A 15,017-nucleotide genomic window follows, 5' to 3' on the forward strand; every position below is an offset into this window, starting at 1 on the left:
CGTGGGAGCAGAGGCCGGACCGGCGCGCCGGGAGCCCGGCAGAGCCACGACCTCCCCCTCGGCGGTGTCGCCTGGCGTTCCCCGGGGTCGTGTCGCCGTCACGACAGGGCAGGGCCGTGGCGGGCCCGTGTGCCCGGGCCGCCGAAGCCCGCGGCGGGGGCGGTGACGGGGTCCGGGCCCAGCAGGATGCCGCCGAGCAGGGCACCGGCGGTCCCGGTACCGGGCGCGGCGTCCGGGTGGCCGTGGGCGCGGACGTCCCGTTCGGCGAGCTGCCGGGCCTGCCGGGCCAGCGAATGCGCGGCGAGCGGGTCGGCCCGCCGCGCGTCGTGCGCCGCGGCCAGCCTGGTCCGGGCCTCGGCGCCGACCGCGCCCCGGTGGACGGCGACGAAGTCCTCCGCCGCGGCGACGGCACTCCGGGCGGCCAGCGCGGCGGCGGCCGGCAGCACCCCCGCCCGTCCGTCCGCGACCGGCGCGGTCGCCCGGACGACTCGGTGGAGCAGGCCGAGGGGGTCGTACGGCCCGGCGGTCACCTCCTCGCGTACGGCGGCCAGGACCGCGTCGGCGTGCAGGACCCGCGCCCGCTGTTCGCCGCCGGGGGCGCTCGCCGCGCCCGCCCGCTCGCGGGCCCCCGCCAGTTCGGCCTCCGCCCCCGTCAGTGCGGCCGGGAGCAGCGCGGCGGCCTCGGACAGCTCGGCGGCCAGCCGGCCGACGGCCCGCACCAGGAGGTCCGCCTGGGCGATGGCGCCCTCGGCGGCCCGCAGCCGCGCGGCGGCCGGGCCGTGCTCGCCGCGGTCCGCGCACTGCCGGGCCTGGTTGAGCCCCGCGGTCGCGAACACCAGGCGGTCCTTGGCCTGTTCGACGTGTCCGGCGACCGGGGCGAGCGCGGCGCGCGGGTACCGCCCGGCGAGTTCTCCGAGCAGTGCCCCGGCCGTCCCGGTCCGCCCGGTCAGCTCCCGGAAGCGGGTCTCGGCGACCTCCAGCGCCCCGGCGAGCCCGTCCCCCGTCTCGCGCAGCCGGTCGAACCCGGCGGCCTCCGCGTCCAGCAGCCGGCCCGCCTCCACGCACCGGCCGACGATCCCGGCGAGCGCCTGCCGCCGCGCCGCCTGATCGCCGGGGATCCCCTCGTCGTACCGCTGCCGCATCCGGAACGCCTCCGTCAGCTCGGCACGCGCGGCGGCGAGCGTCCGGGCGTACGGCGCCACGGCCCCGGTGCCGAGACCCAGCTCGGCGAACTCCAGTTCCTCACGGCTGGTGCGCACCCAGTCGTCCGCCGCGACCAGCACCGCCCGCGCCCGCTCGTCCAGGTCGGCGAGCGGCACTCCGGTCGCCGGGCCCGGCGGCGGGCCGCCCGGGGCCGTGCGGGCGCGGCGACCGCGCCGGACGTACGCGTACCCGCCGATCACGGCGGCCGCGCCCACCGCGAGCAGCGGCAGCACCAGATCCGCGGTGGCGGTCTCCTCGGCCTCCGCCCGCTGCGCGGACGCGCCGGGGCCGGGCGCGAGGACCGCGCGGGCCTCCTCGGGGGTGGTCGTCCCCGGCAGGGCCAGCCACAGCACCGCGACCACCGCGCCCAGCACGGCGTGGGCCACCCGCGCGGACAGGTGCGTGGTCGCGCGCCGCGGGTGGCCCCGGGCCGGGGAGGTGGTCACATTCCGGAGCGTACGAGCAGGAGCGCGGCGTCGCGAGCGGGGCGCGTCCGCGGTGGAACCCGGGGCGCGGTGGACCGCTCCCGGCCGCGCGCGGGCGCGGTCCGGCCCCGTCGCGGGGAGAGCCGCCACGGTCCGTGCGTCCCCGCCCGCGACGACCTCGCCCCCCCCCGCGGGGCGGCCGCCCGCGGCCGGCGGCGGCGCGGGCCGTCGCGGGACACCGCGCCGGGCGGCCGCTCAGCCTGCCGAGGACCGTCTCCTGATCTTGGAGCCGAGCCACACCAGCGGGTCGTACTTGCGGTCCACGGCCCGCTCCTTCAGCGGGATCAGGGCGTTGTCGGTGATCTTGATGCCCTCGGGGCAGACCTCGGTGCAGCACTTGGTGATGTTGCAGTAGCCGAGGCCGTGCTCGTCCTGGGCGGTCCTCTTGCGGTCGACGCCGCTCTCGGCCGCCGCGTCCAGCGGATGCATGTCCAGCTCGGCGATCCGCATCAGGAACCGGGGACCGGCGAACGCCGCCTTGTTCTCCTCGTGGTCGCGCACCACGTGGCAGGTGTCCTGGCACAGGAAGCACTCGATGCACTTGCGGAACTCCTGCGAGCGGTCCACGTCCTCCTGCATCATCCGGTACTCGCCCGGACCGACTCCGGCGGGCGGCACGAAGGCGGGCACCTCCCGCGCCTTGCGGTAGTTGAAGCCGACGTCCGTCACCAGGTCCCGCACCACCGGGAAGGCCCGCAGCGGGGTGACGGTGACCGTCTCCTCACGGGTGAACACCGACATCCGGGTCATGCACATCAGCCGCGGCCGTCCGTTGATCTCCGCGGAGCACGAACCGCACTTGCCTGCCTTGCAGTTCCAGCGCACGGCCAGGTCGGGGGCCTGCGTCGCCTGGAGGCGGTGGATGATGTCCAGGACCACCTCGCCCTCGTTCACCTCGACCCGGAAGTCCTCCAGGCCGCCGCCGTGCGCGTCACCCCGCCACACCTTGAAGCGGGCCTCGTAGCCGCTCATGCGTACAGCTCCTCTTCGGCGAGGTACTTGACCAGCTCCTCCTTCTCGAACAGGGCGAGCAGGTCCGGGCGGATGGGCGCGGTCGTCTCCCGGGACAGGGCGACGGCGTCCCCCGCGAGCGCGCACAGCAGGTTCACCCGCCGCCACGCCCGGTCCATCCCCGGGAAGTCCTCCCGGGTGTGGCCGCCGCGCGACTCGGTGCGCTCCAGCGCCGCCCGGGCCACGCACTCGCTGACCAGCAGCATGTTCCGCAGGTCCAGGGCCAGGTGCCAGCCCGGGTTGAACTGGCGGTGGCCCTCGACACCGGCCCGCGCGGCCCGGGCGCGCAGCTCGGCGAGGGTCTCCAGGGCCTGCTCCATCTCGCCCTGGCGGCGGATGATGCCGACCAGGTCGTTCATCGTGCGCTGGAGTTCCTGGTGCAGGGTGTACGGGTTCTCGCCGGTCACCGAGAACGGCCGCAGCGCCTCCTGGGCCGCCGCGTCCACCTGGGCGTCGTCCACGGCCGGGCGGGCGCCCGCCGAGCCGCGCGCGTACTCCGCCGCGTGCCAGCCCGCGCGGCGGCCGAAGACCAGCAGGTCGGAGAGCGAGTTGCCGCCGAGCCGGTTGGAGCCGTGCATCCCGCCCGCCACCTCACCGGCCGCGTAGAGTCCGGGTACCCCGCGCGCCGCCGCCGAGTCGGAGTCGACGGCGATGCCGCCCATCACGTAGTGGCAGGTCGGCCCGACCTCCATCGCCTCGGCGGTGATGTCGACGTCGGCCAGCTCCTTGAACTGGTGGTACATCGACGGCAGCCGCCGTTTGATCACCTCGGCGGGCATCCGGGTCGACACGTCCAGGAACACCCCGCCGTGCGGGGAGCCCCGGCCCTCCTTGACCTCGGTGTTGATGGCCCGGGCGACCTCGTCGCGGGGGAGCAGTTCGGGCGGGCGCCGGTTGTGGTCCGGGTCCTCGTACCAGCGGTCGGCCTCGTCCTCGGTCTCGGCGTACTTCTCCTTGAAGACGTCCGGGATGTAGTCGAACATGAACCGCTTGCCGTCGGAGTTCCTGAGCACCCCGCCGTCGCCGCGCACCGACTCGGTGACCAGGATGCCCTTCACCGACGGCGGCCAGACCATGCCGGTCGGGTGGAACTGCACGAACTCCATGTTCAGCAGGGGAGCGCCGGCGAGCAGGGCCAGCGCGTGGCCGTCGCCGGTGTACTCCCAGGAGTTCGACGTCACCTTGAAGGACTTGCCGATGCCGCCCGTGGCGATCACCACGGCGGGTGCCTCCAGCACGAAGAAGCGGCCGCTCTCGCGCTCGTAGCCGAAGACGCCGGAGACCCGGTCGCCGTCCTTCAGCACCCGGGTGACCGTGCACTCCTGGAAGACCTTGAGGCGGGACTCGTAGTCACCGGTGGCCGCGAAGTCCTCCTGCTGGAGGGCGACGGTCTTCTGCTGGAGGGTGCGGATCAGTTCCAGCCCGGTGCGGTCGCCGACGTGGGCGAGGCGCGGGTACTCGTGGCCGCCGAAGTTGCGCTGCGAGATCCGCCCGTCGCCGGTCCGGTCGAACAGGGCGCCCCAGGTCTCCAGCTCCCACACCCGGTCGGGCGCCTCCTGGGCGTGCAGCTCGGCCATCCGCCACTGGTTGAGGAACTTGCCGCCGCGCATGGTGTCGCGGAAGTGGACCTGCCAGGTGTCGTTCTCGTTGGCGTTGGCCATGGCCGCCGCGATGCCGCCCTCGGCCATCACCGTGTGCGCCTTGCCGAACAGGGACTTGCAGATCACCGCCGTACGGGCGCCGCGCTCGCGGGCCTCGATGGCGGCGCGCAGTCCCGCCCCGCCGGCCCCGACCACGACGACGTCCCACTCCTGCCGCTCGACCACGGACATCAGAAGAACCTCGGATCCTCGAAGACACCGGACGCGACGAGCCAGACGTAGAGGTCGGCGAGTGCCACGCTCGCCAGCGACGTCCAGGCGAGCAGCATGTGCCGGGCGTTGAGCCTCCCCACGAACTGCCACATGCGGTAGCGCACGGGGTGCCGGGAGAAGTGCTTGAGCCTGCCGCCGACGATGTGCCGGCAGGAGTGGCAGGAGAGGGTGTACGCCCAGATGAGGGTGATGTTGACGACGAACACCAGGGTGCCGAGGCCCATGTGGCCCCAGTCGTAGTGCTCGTCGCGGAAGGCGAGCACGGTGTCGTAGGTGAGGATGCCCGCGACCGGGAGCGCCGCGTAGAAGAAGTAGCGGTGGACGTTCTGGAGGATCAGCGGGAAGCGGGTCTCCCCGGTGTACTTCCTGTGCGGCTCGGCGACCGCGCAGGCCGGCGGGGAAGCCCAGAAGCCCCGGTAGTAGGCCTTGCGGTAGTAGTAGCAGGTCAGGCGGAAGCCGAGCGGGAAGATCAGGATGATGATCGCGGGGGAGATGCCCCACCAGCCGCCGAAGATCTCCCAGTTCGGGCCGGCCTTCATGGGCGCGCAGTTCTCCGCCAGGCAGGGGGAGTAGAACGGCGAGACGTACGGCGCCGCGTAGTAGTCCGTGTTGGCGAAGGCCCGCCAGGTCGAGTAGACGACGAAGGCGAGCAGTCCGGCGGCGGTGGCGGCGGGCGCCAGCCACCAGCGGTCGGTCCGCAGGTGCGGGGCGGCGATCGCCGCGCGGCCGGCGGCGCGGACGCCGCCGGCGCGGGGCTGCCGTGCTGTGGTCGGGGGTTCCGTACCAGTGGCCAAGGCGTGACTCCCGGTCGGCTCGGGTGGCTCAGGGTGCGCGACGGTCGCGGGCGCCGAGACCCTCGTCGTCCGAGTCCGTCCACAGGGCGACGTCGTACGGGGTGTCGGAGATGGTGACGAGCTGCTCCTGCCGCCGGTCCGCGAGGGGCCCGGTGGCCGCCTCGCGCAGCAGCGCGACGCTGGCGCGCAGGTGCTCGCAGTCGGCGCGGACGCGGCGGACGTCGAGTCCGCCGCCCATCTGCCGTTCCAGTCGGGCGACGGCCCGGTTCAGGTCGTCGAGGCACCGCTGGACGGTTGCCAGTTCTTCGTGCACGGACATGACGTGACCTCACTTCCGTCGGCCGGGTGGCCGTGGGCGGCAACGTTCATGCGCCTGAGAGTGTTGCGCGTCACACCTGCCGGTGGGAAGGCATGTGCACCGATTGGCCGAGGGCGTGCGGGTGCATCCCGAGGTGTGTTGCGCCGCACGGGTGGCGTGCCGGTGCCCGCCGCCGTGTCGCCGTCCGTTGCCGAACCCTTTCCTCTTCAGTGGCCGCATACATCGCATGCATGTGATCAGCTCATATACCGCCAAAAGTGATCATAACGCCCGCGGCTTCCGGAGGTAACCAGAGATGTCCCTCGACGGCGTCACACCGCGCTCGGTCATGCGCTCGGTCGCCTTCCTCACCGCGGGCGCCCTCGCGGTCCCCGCGCTCGCCGGCTGCGGCTCCGAGGACCCCGCGGGCAAGCCGCTGGCCGGGCAGGACATCGCCCCGGCCGCCCGGGCCCGGGTCGCCGACGGCGGCACCCTGCGCTGGGCCGTGGACGCCGTACCGGAGACCCTGAACACGTTCCAGGCCGACGCGGACGCCGCCACCACCCGCGTCGCCCAGGCGGTCCTGCCGTCGATGTACCGGATGGACCACACCGGCCGCCCCGCGATCAACCCCGACTACCTGGAATCGGCCGAGATCGTCGACACCGAACCCCGCCAGGTCGTCCTCTACAAGCTCAACCAGCAGGCCGTCTGGAGCGACGGCCGGGAGATCGGCGCCGCCGACTTCGCCGCCCAGTGGCGGGCCCTGGCCGGCAAGGACAGCGCCTACTGGACCGCCCGCAACGCCGGCTACGACCGGATCGAGCGGATCGAGCGCGGCGCCAACGACCTGGAGGTCCGGGTCACCTTCGCCCGGCCCTACGCGGACTGGCGCTCGCTGTTCTCGCCGCTGTACCCGAAGGAGGTCATGGGCACCCCGGACGCCTTCAACGAGGGCGCCCGCAGGAAGCTGAAGATCACCGCCGGGCCGTTCACCGTGCAGAAGGTCGACCGCAAGGACGACGAGATCACCCTCGCCCGCAACCCCCGCTGGTGGGGCGCCCCGGCCAAGCTGTCCCGGATCGTGCTCACCGCCGTGCCCCGCGAGGAGCGGGCCGCCGCGCTGGCCGCCGGGACGGTCGACCTCGCAGAGATCGACCCGGCCGCGGCCCGCCGGATCACCGCCGCCGCCGGGCCGGGAAGGGCATCGGCCTCCGCGGGCCGGAGCGCCTCGGCCGCGCCGTCCGGGGACACGTCCGCCTCGCCGGACGGAGACGCTTCCGGCTCCCCGGACGCCTCCGCCTCGCCGGACCGGGACGGCTCCGCCTCGCCGGACCGCGGTGACGACGACAAGGCCCGCGCCGGTGAGAGCGGGCGCGCGGCGAAGCAGGCCCGCCGCGAGCCGAGGCTGAGCACCTACGAGGTCCGCAAGTCCCTGGAGCCCGCCTACACCCAGCTCGCGCTCAACGGTTCCGAAGGGCCCCTCGCCGACGAACGGGTCCGCCGCGCCGTCGCCCGCGCCCTCGACCGCGAGGCCCTGGCCGCGGCCGTCCTCGAGCCTCTGGGTCTGCCCGCGGTGCCCGTCGGCAGCCACCTCGCCCTCGCCGGCCAGTTCGCCTACGCCGACAGCAGCGGCGCCCTCGGCGACCAGGACACCGCCGAGGCACAGGCCCTGCTCGCCGACGCCGGCTGGCTGCCCGGGGGATCGCTGAAGAAGACCGAGAAGGGCGAGAAGGCGGCCGGCGCGCGGGGCGAGAAGGCGAGCGGCTCGAAGCAGGACGGCAAGGACGAAACGGAGGGCCGGCCGGAGGAGGACGACGGCGTCTACATCGTCGGCCAGGACGACAAGTCCGGGGACGCGGCCCGGCCCGGTCGCTCCGGAAGGGACGGCTCCTCCGGCAAGGAAGAGAAGGACGGCGGGGACGGCTCCTCCGGCAAGGGCGAGAAGGACGGCAAGGACGGCAAGGACGGCTCCTCCGGCGGGGAGGGGCACGGCCCGCGCCACCTCGCCCAGGACGGGGCGCAGCACCTGAAGCGGGGCGGGGCGCCGGGTGCGTACGCCCCCAGGGGCACCGCCGCGCCGGCGGGCGCGAGGAACGGCGTACTGGCCAAGGACGGCAAGCCGCTCACCCTGCGCTTCGTGCTCCCCTCCGGTCCCGGCTCGGACAGCCTGCGCACGGTCGCGGAGCGCATCCGCCGCATGCTGGACCGGATCGGCATCCGCACCGAGACCACCAAGGTCAGCGACGAGAGCTACTTCAGGGACCACATCGCGTCCGGGCAGTACGACCTCGCCCTGTACTCGTGGCCCGCCTCCGCCTTCCCCGCCACCGACGCCCGCCCGATCTACGCCAAGCCCGTCCCGGCCGCCGACGGCTCCCTCTCGGTCGAGCAGAACTGGACCAGGGTCGGCACCGACCAGGTCGACCAGCTCTTCGACCAGGCCATCGGCACCCTGGACGAGTCCGAGGCGCGCTCCCTGATCCGCAAGGCGGACGCCCGGATCTGGGCCGCCGCGGGGTCCATCCCCCTCTACCAGCGGCCCCAGCTCGTCGCGGCCCGCAAGAACCTGGTCAACGCCGGCGCCTTCGGCTTCGGCACCCCGGTGTACGAGGACATGGGCTTCCTGAAGAAGGGCGTGCGGGTGCCGCCGAGCCCGTCGGGCAGCGGGCGGTGAGGTACCCCTCAGCCGCCCGGCGAAGCCGCATTCCCGGCGCCCCCGTACCATGGGGGGTAGGCCGAGGCGTCAGCAGCCCGGCGGGCTAGCGCGAGCGACGCGCAGCCGATTCCACACTCCGGGAGTACGCCGCACTATGGCCACGCGCCACGACATCCGTAACGTCGCCATCGTCGCCCACGTCGACCACGGCAAGACCACCATCGTCGACGCCATGCTCAAGCAGGCCGGCGCGTTCGCCGCCCACCAGCTCGACTCGGTCGACGACCGCATGATGGACTCGAACGACCTGGAGCGTGAGAAGGGCATCACGATCCTCGCCAAGAACACGGCGGTGAAGTACCACCCCAAGGACGGCGGGGACCCGATCACCATCAACATCATCGACACCCCGGGCCACGCCGACTTCGGTGGCGAGGTCGAGCGCGGTCTGTCGATGGTCGACGGTGTCGTGCTGCTCGTGGACGCCTCGGAGGGTCCGCTGCCGCAGACCCGCTTCGTGCTGCGCAAGGCGCTCCAGCAGCGGCTGCCCGTCATCCTCTGCATCAACAAGACGGACCGCCCCGACTCCCGGATCGACGAGGTCGTCAACGAGACGTACGACCTGTTCCTGGACCTGGACGCCGACGAGGACCAGATCGAGTTCCCGATCGTCTACGCCTGCGGCCGGGACGGCGTCGCCTCCCTCACCAAGCCGGCGGACGGCACGGTGCCGGCCGACTCCACCAGCCTGGAGCCGTTCTTCTCCACGATCCTGGAGCACATCCCGGCCCCGGTCTACGACGAGGCCGCCCCGCTCCAGGCGCACGTCACCAACCTGGACGCCGACAACTTCCTCGGCCGTATCGCGCTGCTGCGCGTCCAGCAGGGCGAGCTGAAGAAGGGCCAGACGGTCGCGTGGATGAAGCGCGACGGGTCCGTGCAGAACGTGCGCATCTCCGAGCTGATGATGACCGAGGCGCTCACCCGCAAGCCCGCCGAGAAGGCCGGCCCGGGTGACATCTGCGCGGTCGCCGGCATCCCGGAGATCATGATCGGTGAGACCCTGGCCGACCCGGAGAACCCGGTCGCGCTCCCGCTGATCACGGTCGACGAGCCGGCGATCTCCATGGTCATCGGCACGAACACCTCGCCGCTGGTCGGCCGGGGCGCCACCGGCAAGGGAGCGGACAACAAGGCGGCCGTGAAGGACCGCAAGGTCACCGCCCGCCAGGTGAAGGACCGCCTGGACCGCGAGCTGATCGGCAACGTCTCGCTGCGCGTCCTGGAGACCGAGCGCCCGGACGCCTGGGAGGTGCAGGGCCGCGGTGAGCTGGCGCTGGCCATCCTGGTCGAGACCATGCGCCGGGAGGGCTACGAGCTGACCGTCGGCAAGCCCCAGGTGGTCACCAAGGAGGTCGACGGCAAGGTCTACGAGCCGGTCGAGCGCATGACCATCGACGTGCCCGAGGAGCACATGGGCGCCGTCACCCAGCTGATGGGTGTCCGCAAGGGCCGGATGGACAACATGTCCAACCACGGCTCGGGCTGGGTCCGCATGGAGTTCGTGGTGCCGTCCCGCGGTCTGATCGGCTTCCGCACCGAGTTCCTGACCCAGACCCGCGGCACCGGCATCGCCCACTCCATCCACGAGGGCCACGAGCCGTGGTTCGGCACGCTGCAGACCCGTAACAACGGCTCCCTGGTGGCCGACCGCGCCGGTGCCGTCACCGCGTTCGCGATGACGAACCTGCAGGAGCGCGGCGTGCTCTTCGTGGAGCCGGGCACCGAGGTGTACGAGGGCATGATCGTCGGCGAGAACTCCCGCTCCGACGACATGGACGTCAACATCACCAAGGAGAAGAAGCTCACCAACATGCGGTCGTCCACGGCCGATGTGACCGAGTCGATCGTTCCGCCGCGCAAGCTGTCGCTGGAGCAGTCGCTGGAGTTCTGCCGTGACGACGAGTGCGTCGAGGTGACTCCGGAGGCCGTTCGCATCCGCAAGGTCAACCTCGACCAGCGGGAGCGGGCCCGCGCCGCGAGCCGCGCCAAGCACGGCTGAGTCCGAACCCCGAAGGCCCGGGCGTCCCCATCATGGGGGCGCCCGGGCCTTTTTCAACCCATTTTTTCGCGCCGCCGGACCCGCCGCTGTCCGAAAGGCGGAGATCGCCGCCCGATAGCCATGTAACACGTCCGTTTCGCGCCCTTCTTCGCCCGAACAGTTTGTCCAGATTTTGGAAGATCTTCGCTTGAGCTGTGACTGAATTGAGATTTAAGAACGGTGGTCGGTAGTTGGCTCATGGCAGATAGTTAGCCGCGTAGCGCTCGGGTCAATGGGTCTCGCGCTGTGGGGACAGCGCCCGACTCACGAGCACCAGGGGGTGTCTGACCCTCCGTCAGGGGTGTCGGAGGTTCGGACGAGCGCCCCCTCCTGTTGGTGAACACGTGGAGTCATGAGGAGGAGTCCCATGCGCGGTGTCACAAGCGCGAGGTGGGCCACGCCGTCGTCGGCCGCCGTACACAGTCCCTCGCCCTGCGCCGATCCGCACTGAGCCCCGGCCCGGGGGCCGCCGCTGACGCGCGGCTACGCGCGTCAGGCTGCGCGTTCTCCCCCCGGTTCAGGGCGCCCTGACGCCTCTTCATGCACCGGACCGCGCTCGCACATCCCCGCGAGCCGGCGGTTCGGCACACCCACACCTGTGAAATGGGCGAACTGTGACAAGTCCTATCGACCTTGAGGGCGGCGGAACAGCGGCCGTCACCGACGGCGGCCCCGGAGCGGAGCGGAAGAAGCCCGAGGACCCGGGGCTCGTCGGCCGCTCCCCGGGCCAGTTGATGTGGCTGCGCTTCCGGCGCGACCGCACCGGAGTGATCGCCGCCTGCGTCGTCGGGTTCTACTTCCTGATCGCCCTGCTCGCACCGGTGATCGCGAAGTGGTACGGCAAGAACCCGTACACCGTCTACGCCGACGAGCGGCCCGAACTGTTCGACAGCGCGGGCGTGCCGGTGGAGCCGAACGGCGGCATCAGCGCCGAGTTCTGGTTCGGCCTCGAACCCGGCAACGGCTACGACGTCTTCACCAAGCTCCTCTACGGCATCCGCACCTCGCTGATGATCTCCGTCGCGGTGACGGTCACCGTGGTGCTGACCGGCATCCTGCTCGGCGTCACCGCCGGCTACCTGGGCGGGAAGGCCGACTACTGGATCAGCCGGGTCATCGACTTCCTGCTCGCCTTCCCGGCCCAGCTCTTCTTCATCGCCAGCATGCCGGTGGTGGTCGCGCTCTTCGTCCACCCGCGGGACGAGACCCCGACCTACGTACGGGTACTGGCCCTGATCATCGTCCAGTGGTTCCTGGGCTGGATGAGCCTCGCCCGCATCCTCAGGGGCACCACACTCGCCCTGCGGGAACGGGAGTTCATCGAGGCGGCGAAGGTCAGCGGGGCCCCGCCGTGGCGGATCATCCGCAAGGAGATCCTGCCGAACGTGGTCACCCCGCTGCTCGTGCAGTCCACGTATCTGCTGCCCAACTTCGTGACCGCCGAGGCCGGTCTGTCCTTCCTCGGCGTGGGCATCGTCGAACCGACGCCGGACTGGGGGCAGATGTTCTCCAAGGCGTCCACCGAACTCGTGATGCAGAACGACATCACCTACATGTTCTTCCCCGGCGTCTCGATGATCATCTTCATCGTGGCTTTCAACCTGCTCGGGGACTCGGTCAGGGACGCCTTCGATCCCAAGACAGCGCGCTGACCATTCCGTGTGCGACTGGTGCAACACAGATGGGTGGAATCTGAGTGATGAGTAGGGGCGGACGCCACATATACGCCGCAGTCTCAGTGCTCGCGGCCGGAGCTCTCGTGCTCACCGGTTGCAGCGAGGGCGGCAGCAAGGCCGGGAACGACAAGAACGACAAGGAACAGCAGGAGAACGCCGCGCGGCAGCAGAGTTCCATCCCGTTCGGTGACGCCAAGGACTCCCAGGGCCCCGCGCCCGAGGTGCCCGGTGCGAAGAGCGGCGGCGCCATCTCGGTGCTCGCCCGCGACAGTTACGCCCACCTCGACCCGGGCCAGATCTACGTCCAGGACGAGATGGCGGTCTCCCAGCTGATCCACAGGGGTCTGACCGGATACAAGGCCACCAGCGACGACGGCAGGAAGCACGAGGTCGTCGGCGACCTCGCCACCGACCCGGGGACCACCACGGACGGCGGCAAGACCTGGAAGTTCACGCTGAAGGACGGCATCAAGTGGGAGGACGGCTCCCCGATCACGTCCAAGGACGTCCGGCACAGCGTGGAGCGCCTGTTCGCGCCGTTCATCAACCAGGGCCCGCCGTACCTCCAGCAGTGGCTGGCCGACACCCCGGGCGCCGACTACCGCAAGCTCCTGCCGGACGGCCCCTACAAGGGCAAGCACCTCCCGGACACCCTGCTCGAGACCCCGGACGACAAGACGGTCGTCTTCAAGTTCAAGACGGCCCGCCCCGACCTGCCGTACGCGCTGGCCATGGCCGGTTACGCCATCGTCTCCCAGAAGGGTGACACCAAGACCAAGTACGACAGGGACCCGGTGGCGGCCGGACCGTACAAGATCCAGGAGTTCAAGTCCGGCAAGTCGATGACCCTGGTGCGCAACGAGAACTGGGACCCGAAGACGGACCCGCTGCGCCACCAGTACGCCGACCGGTTCGACATCTCCTTCAACCACCAGTACGAGCAGTCCACCAAGGCGCTGCTCGCCGACAACGGCAAGGACAAGACCGCCGTCAGCTTCAGCAACAGCGTCGACGCGGGCAACCTCTCCAAGGTCCTGAACGACCCGAAGCTGAAGAACCGCACGGTCACCGGCTACCAGCCGTACGTCGGCCAGATGAACATCAACCTCAGCCACCCGGAGCTGAAGGACATCAAGATCCGCCAGGCCATCGCGCACGCCCTGCCGGTCACGCCGTTCGTCCGCGCCTACGGCGGCACCGACGCGATGGAGGTCGCCGGCGGCATCCTCTCCCCGACCGTCAGCGGCTACGACCCCGCCTTCGACCCGTGGGGCAAGAAGAAGAAGCCCGCCGGTGACCCGGCGAAGGCGAAGAAGCTGCTGGAGGAGGCCGGCAAGGTCGGCATGAAGCTGACCTTCGGCTACATCAACACCCCCGAGGGCCAGCAGTACTCCACCGCCATGGCGGCGGGCCTGGAGAAGGCCGGCTTCGACGTCCAGCGCCAGGAGATCCCGGCCGAGACCTTCTACGACCAGGTCAGCCAGCTCGACAACAACTACGACATCTTCCACACCGCGTGGGGTGCCGACTGGCCGTCCGCCTCGACCGTGATCCCGCCGCTCTACGACGGCCGCGCGATCGCCGAGGGCGCGCAGAACTACTCGCAGGTCAACGACCCGAAGATCAACAGCGAGATCGACCGGATCAGCAAGATCACCGACCCGGCGAAGGCCGCGGCCGAGTGGGGCAAGCTCAACGAGTACATCGTCAAGGACGTCGTCAACGTCGTCCCGACCGGCTACTACAAGCAGGTCCAGATCGCCGGCTCCAGGATCGGCGGTCTCGTCTACGACGACGTGATCAGCGGCGTCGACCCGCGCCGCCTGTACGTCAAGTAACCCACGCCCGACCGGTACCCGGTGCCCCCGTCCGCGACCCGGCGGCGGGCACCGGGCGCCCCGGCCCGCTGACGTCTGAGAGCTGCCCCTGCCATGCTGCGCTTCCTCGTCCGCCGCGCCCTCGGCGCCGCCGTCATCCTCTTCCTGCTGAGCATCGTGACGTTCCTGATCTTCTTCGGGATGCCACGCGACCCGGCCCTGCTGATCTGCGGCAAGTCGTGCACGCCGGCCAACCTGGAGAACATCCGGCACGTGCTCGGCCTCGACCAGTCGATCCCCGAGCAGTACTGGCTGTTCCTGCAGAACCTGGTCCTGGGCAGCAACGATTTCCTGCAGGGTCCCTGCCCGGCGCCCTGCTTCGGCTACTCCTTCCACACCGGCGAAGCCGTCTGGGACACCCTCATCGACCGGCTGCCCACCACCGTCTCCCTCACCATCGGCGGAGCCGTCTGCTTCCTGATCTTCGGCCTGGGCACCGGCCTGCTCGCCGCCTGGCGGCGCGGCACCCTCATCGACAAGGCGGCCACCGCCACCGCCATGGTCGTCAGCTCGATGCAGATCTACTTCCTCGGCCCGCTGGCCCTGGCGATCCTCGTCTACCAGATGCAGCTGTTCGACAAGCCGGCCTACAACGAGTTCACCAAGGACCCCGTCGCCTGGTTCGGCGGGCTGGTCATCCCCTGGGTGATCCTGTCGACGATCTTCGCCGCGCAGTACACGCGCATGGCCCGCTCGGCGATGATCGAGCAGCTCCAGGAGGATCATGTGCGCACCGCCCGCGCCAAGGGCATGTCCCGGCGGTACGTCTTCTTCCGCTACGCCTGGCGCGGCTCGCTGATCCCGATCGTCACCATCTTCGGCATCGACATGGGCTCCCTGCTCGGCGGCGCCATCATCACCGAGTACACCTTCGGCCTGCCCGGGCTGGGCCGCCTCGCGGTGGACGCCGTCTCCTTCAGCGACCTGCCGCTGCTGCTCGGCGTGATGCTCTTCTCCGCCGCCATGATCCTGCTGTTCAACATCATCGTCGACGCCGCCTACGCCTTCATCGACCCCCGCGTCCGGCTGTCCTAGGAGC

Annotated in this window: 10 protein-coding genes; 5 read left to right on the forward strand and 5 right to left on the reverse strand. The window is 71.3% G+C overall.

The window, feature by feature from the left end; translation table 11 throughout:
* Positions 1-98: 98 nt before the first annotated feature.
* From SGLAU_RS21585 to SGLAU_RS21605, 5 genes are all read right to left on the reverse strand, one after another.
* Positions 99-1,649, reverse strand: coding sequence for a hypothetical protein (locus tag SGLAU_RS21585; protein ID WP_043503828.1), 1,551 nt, complete (start codon positions 1,647-1,649; stop codon positions 99-101).
* A gap of 234 nt (positions 1,650-1,883) precedes the next feature.
* Entirely contained in the window at positions 1,884-2,660 is a 777-nt protein-coding gene (locus SGLAU_RS21590) for a succinate dehydrogenase/fumarate reductase iron-sulfur subunit (protein WP_043503829.1), read from the reverse strand.
* A complete protein-coding gene (locus SGLAU_RS21595) occupies positions 2,657-4,531 on the reverse strand; it encodes a fumarate reductase/succinate dehydrogenase flavoprotein subunit (RefSeq protein WP_043503831.1) in 1,875 nt (624 codons plus the stop codon). Before SGLAU_RS21595 ends, SGLAU_RS21590 begins: the two co-directional genes overlap by 4 nt.
* A complete protein-coding gene (locus SGLAU_RS21600) occupies positions 4,531-5,367 on the reverse strand; it encodes a hypothetical protein (RefSeq protein ID WP_043503833.1) in 837 nt (278 codons plus the stop codon). Before SGLAU_RS21600 ends, SGLAU_RS21595 begins: the two co-directional genes overlap by 1 nt.
* A gap of 28 nt (positions 5,368-5,395) precedes the next feature.
* Entirely contained in the window at positions 5,396-5,686 is a 291-nt protein-coding gene (locus SGLAU_RS21605) for a hypothetical protein (RefSeq protein ID WP_043503834.1), read from the reverse strand.
* Positions 5,687-5,981: 295 nt separating this feature from the next.
* Between SGLAU_RS21605 and SGLAU_RS21610 the strand changes: the two genes are divergently transcribed.
* From SGLAU_RS21610 to SGLAU_RS21630, 5 genes are all read left to right on the forward strand, one after another.
* Positions 5,982-8,342 carry an ABC transporter substrate-binding protein gene (locus tag SGLAU_RS21610; RefSeq protein ID WP_043503836.1) on the forward strand — a complete coding sequence of 787 codons (2,361 nt, stop codon included), beginning with the start codon at positions 5,982-5,984 and terminating at the stop codon, positions 8,340-8,342.
* Positions 8,343-8,478: 136 nt separating this feature from the next.
* Positions 8,479-10,386 carry a translational GTPase TypA gene (gene typA, locus SGLAU_RS21615; RefSeq protein ID WP_043503838.1) on the forward strand — a complete coding sequence of 636 codons (1,908 nt, stop codon included), beginning with the start codon at positions 8,479-8,481 and terminating at the stop codon, positions 10,384-10,386.
* Between the two features lie 653 nt (positions 10,387-11,039).
* On the forward strand, positions 11,040-12,077 hold the full coding sequence (locus SGLAU_RS21620; RefSeq protein ID WP_043503840.1) for an ABC transporter permease: 1,038 nt from the start codon (positions 11,040-11,042) through the stop codon (positions 12,075-12,077).
* A gap of 47 nt (positions 12,078-12,124) precedes the next feature.
* Positions 12,125-13,939 carry an ABC transporter substrate-binding protein gene (locus tag SGLAU_RS21625; protein WP_078957826.1) on the forward strand — a complete coding sequence of 605 codons (1,815 nt, stop codon included), beginning with the start codon at positions 12,125-12,127 and terminating at the stop codon, positions 13,937-13,939.
* A gap of 93 nt (positions 13,940-14,032) precedes the next feature.
* Positions 14,033-15,013 (forward strand): ABC transporter permease, encoded by a 981-nt coding sequence (locus SGLAU_RS21630; RefSeq protein WP_043503842.1) that lies wholly within the window; start codon positions 14,033-14,035, stop codon positions 15,011-15,013.
* Positions 15,014-15,017: the final 4 nt, after the last annotated feature.

It is taken from the genome of Streptomyces glaucescens (assembly GCF_000761215.1).
GTDB lineage: Bacteria > Actinomycetota > Actinomycetes > Streptomycetales > Streptomycetaceae > Streptomyces > Streptomyces glaucescens_B.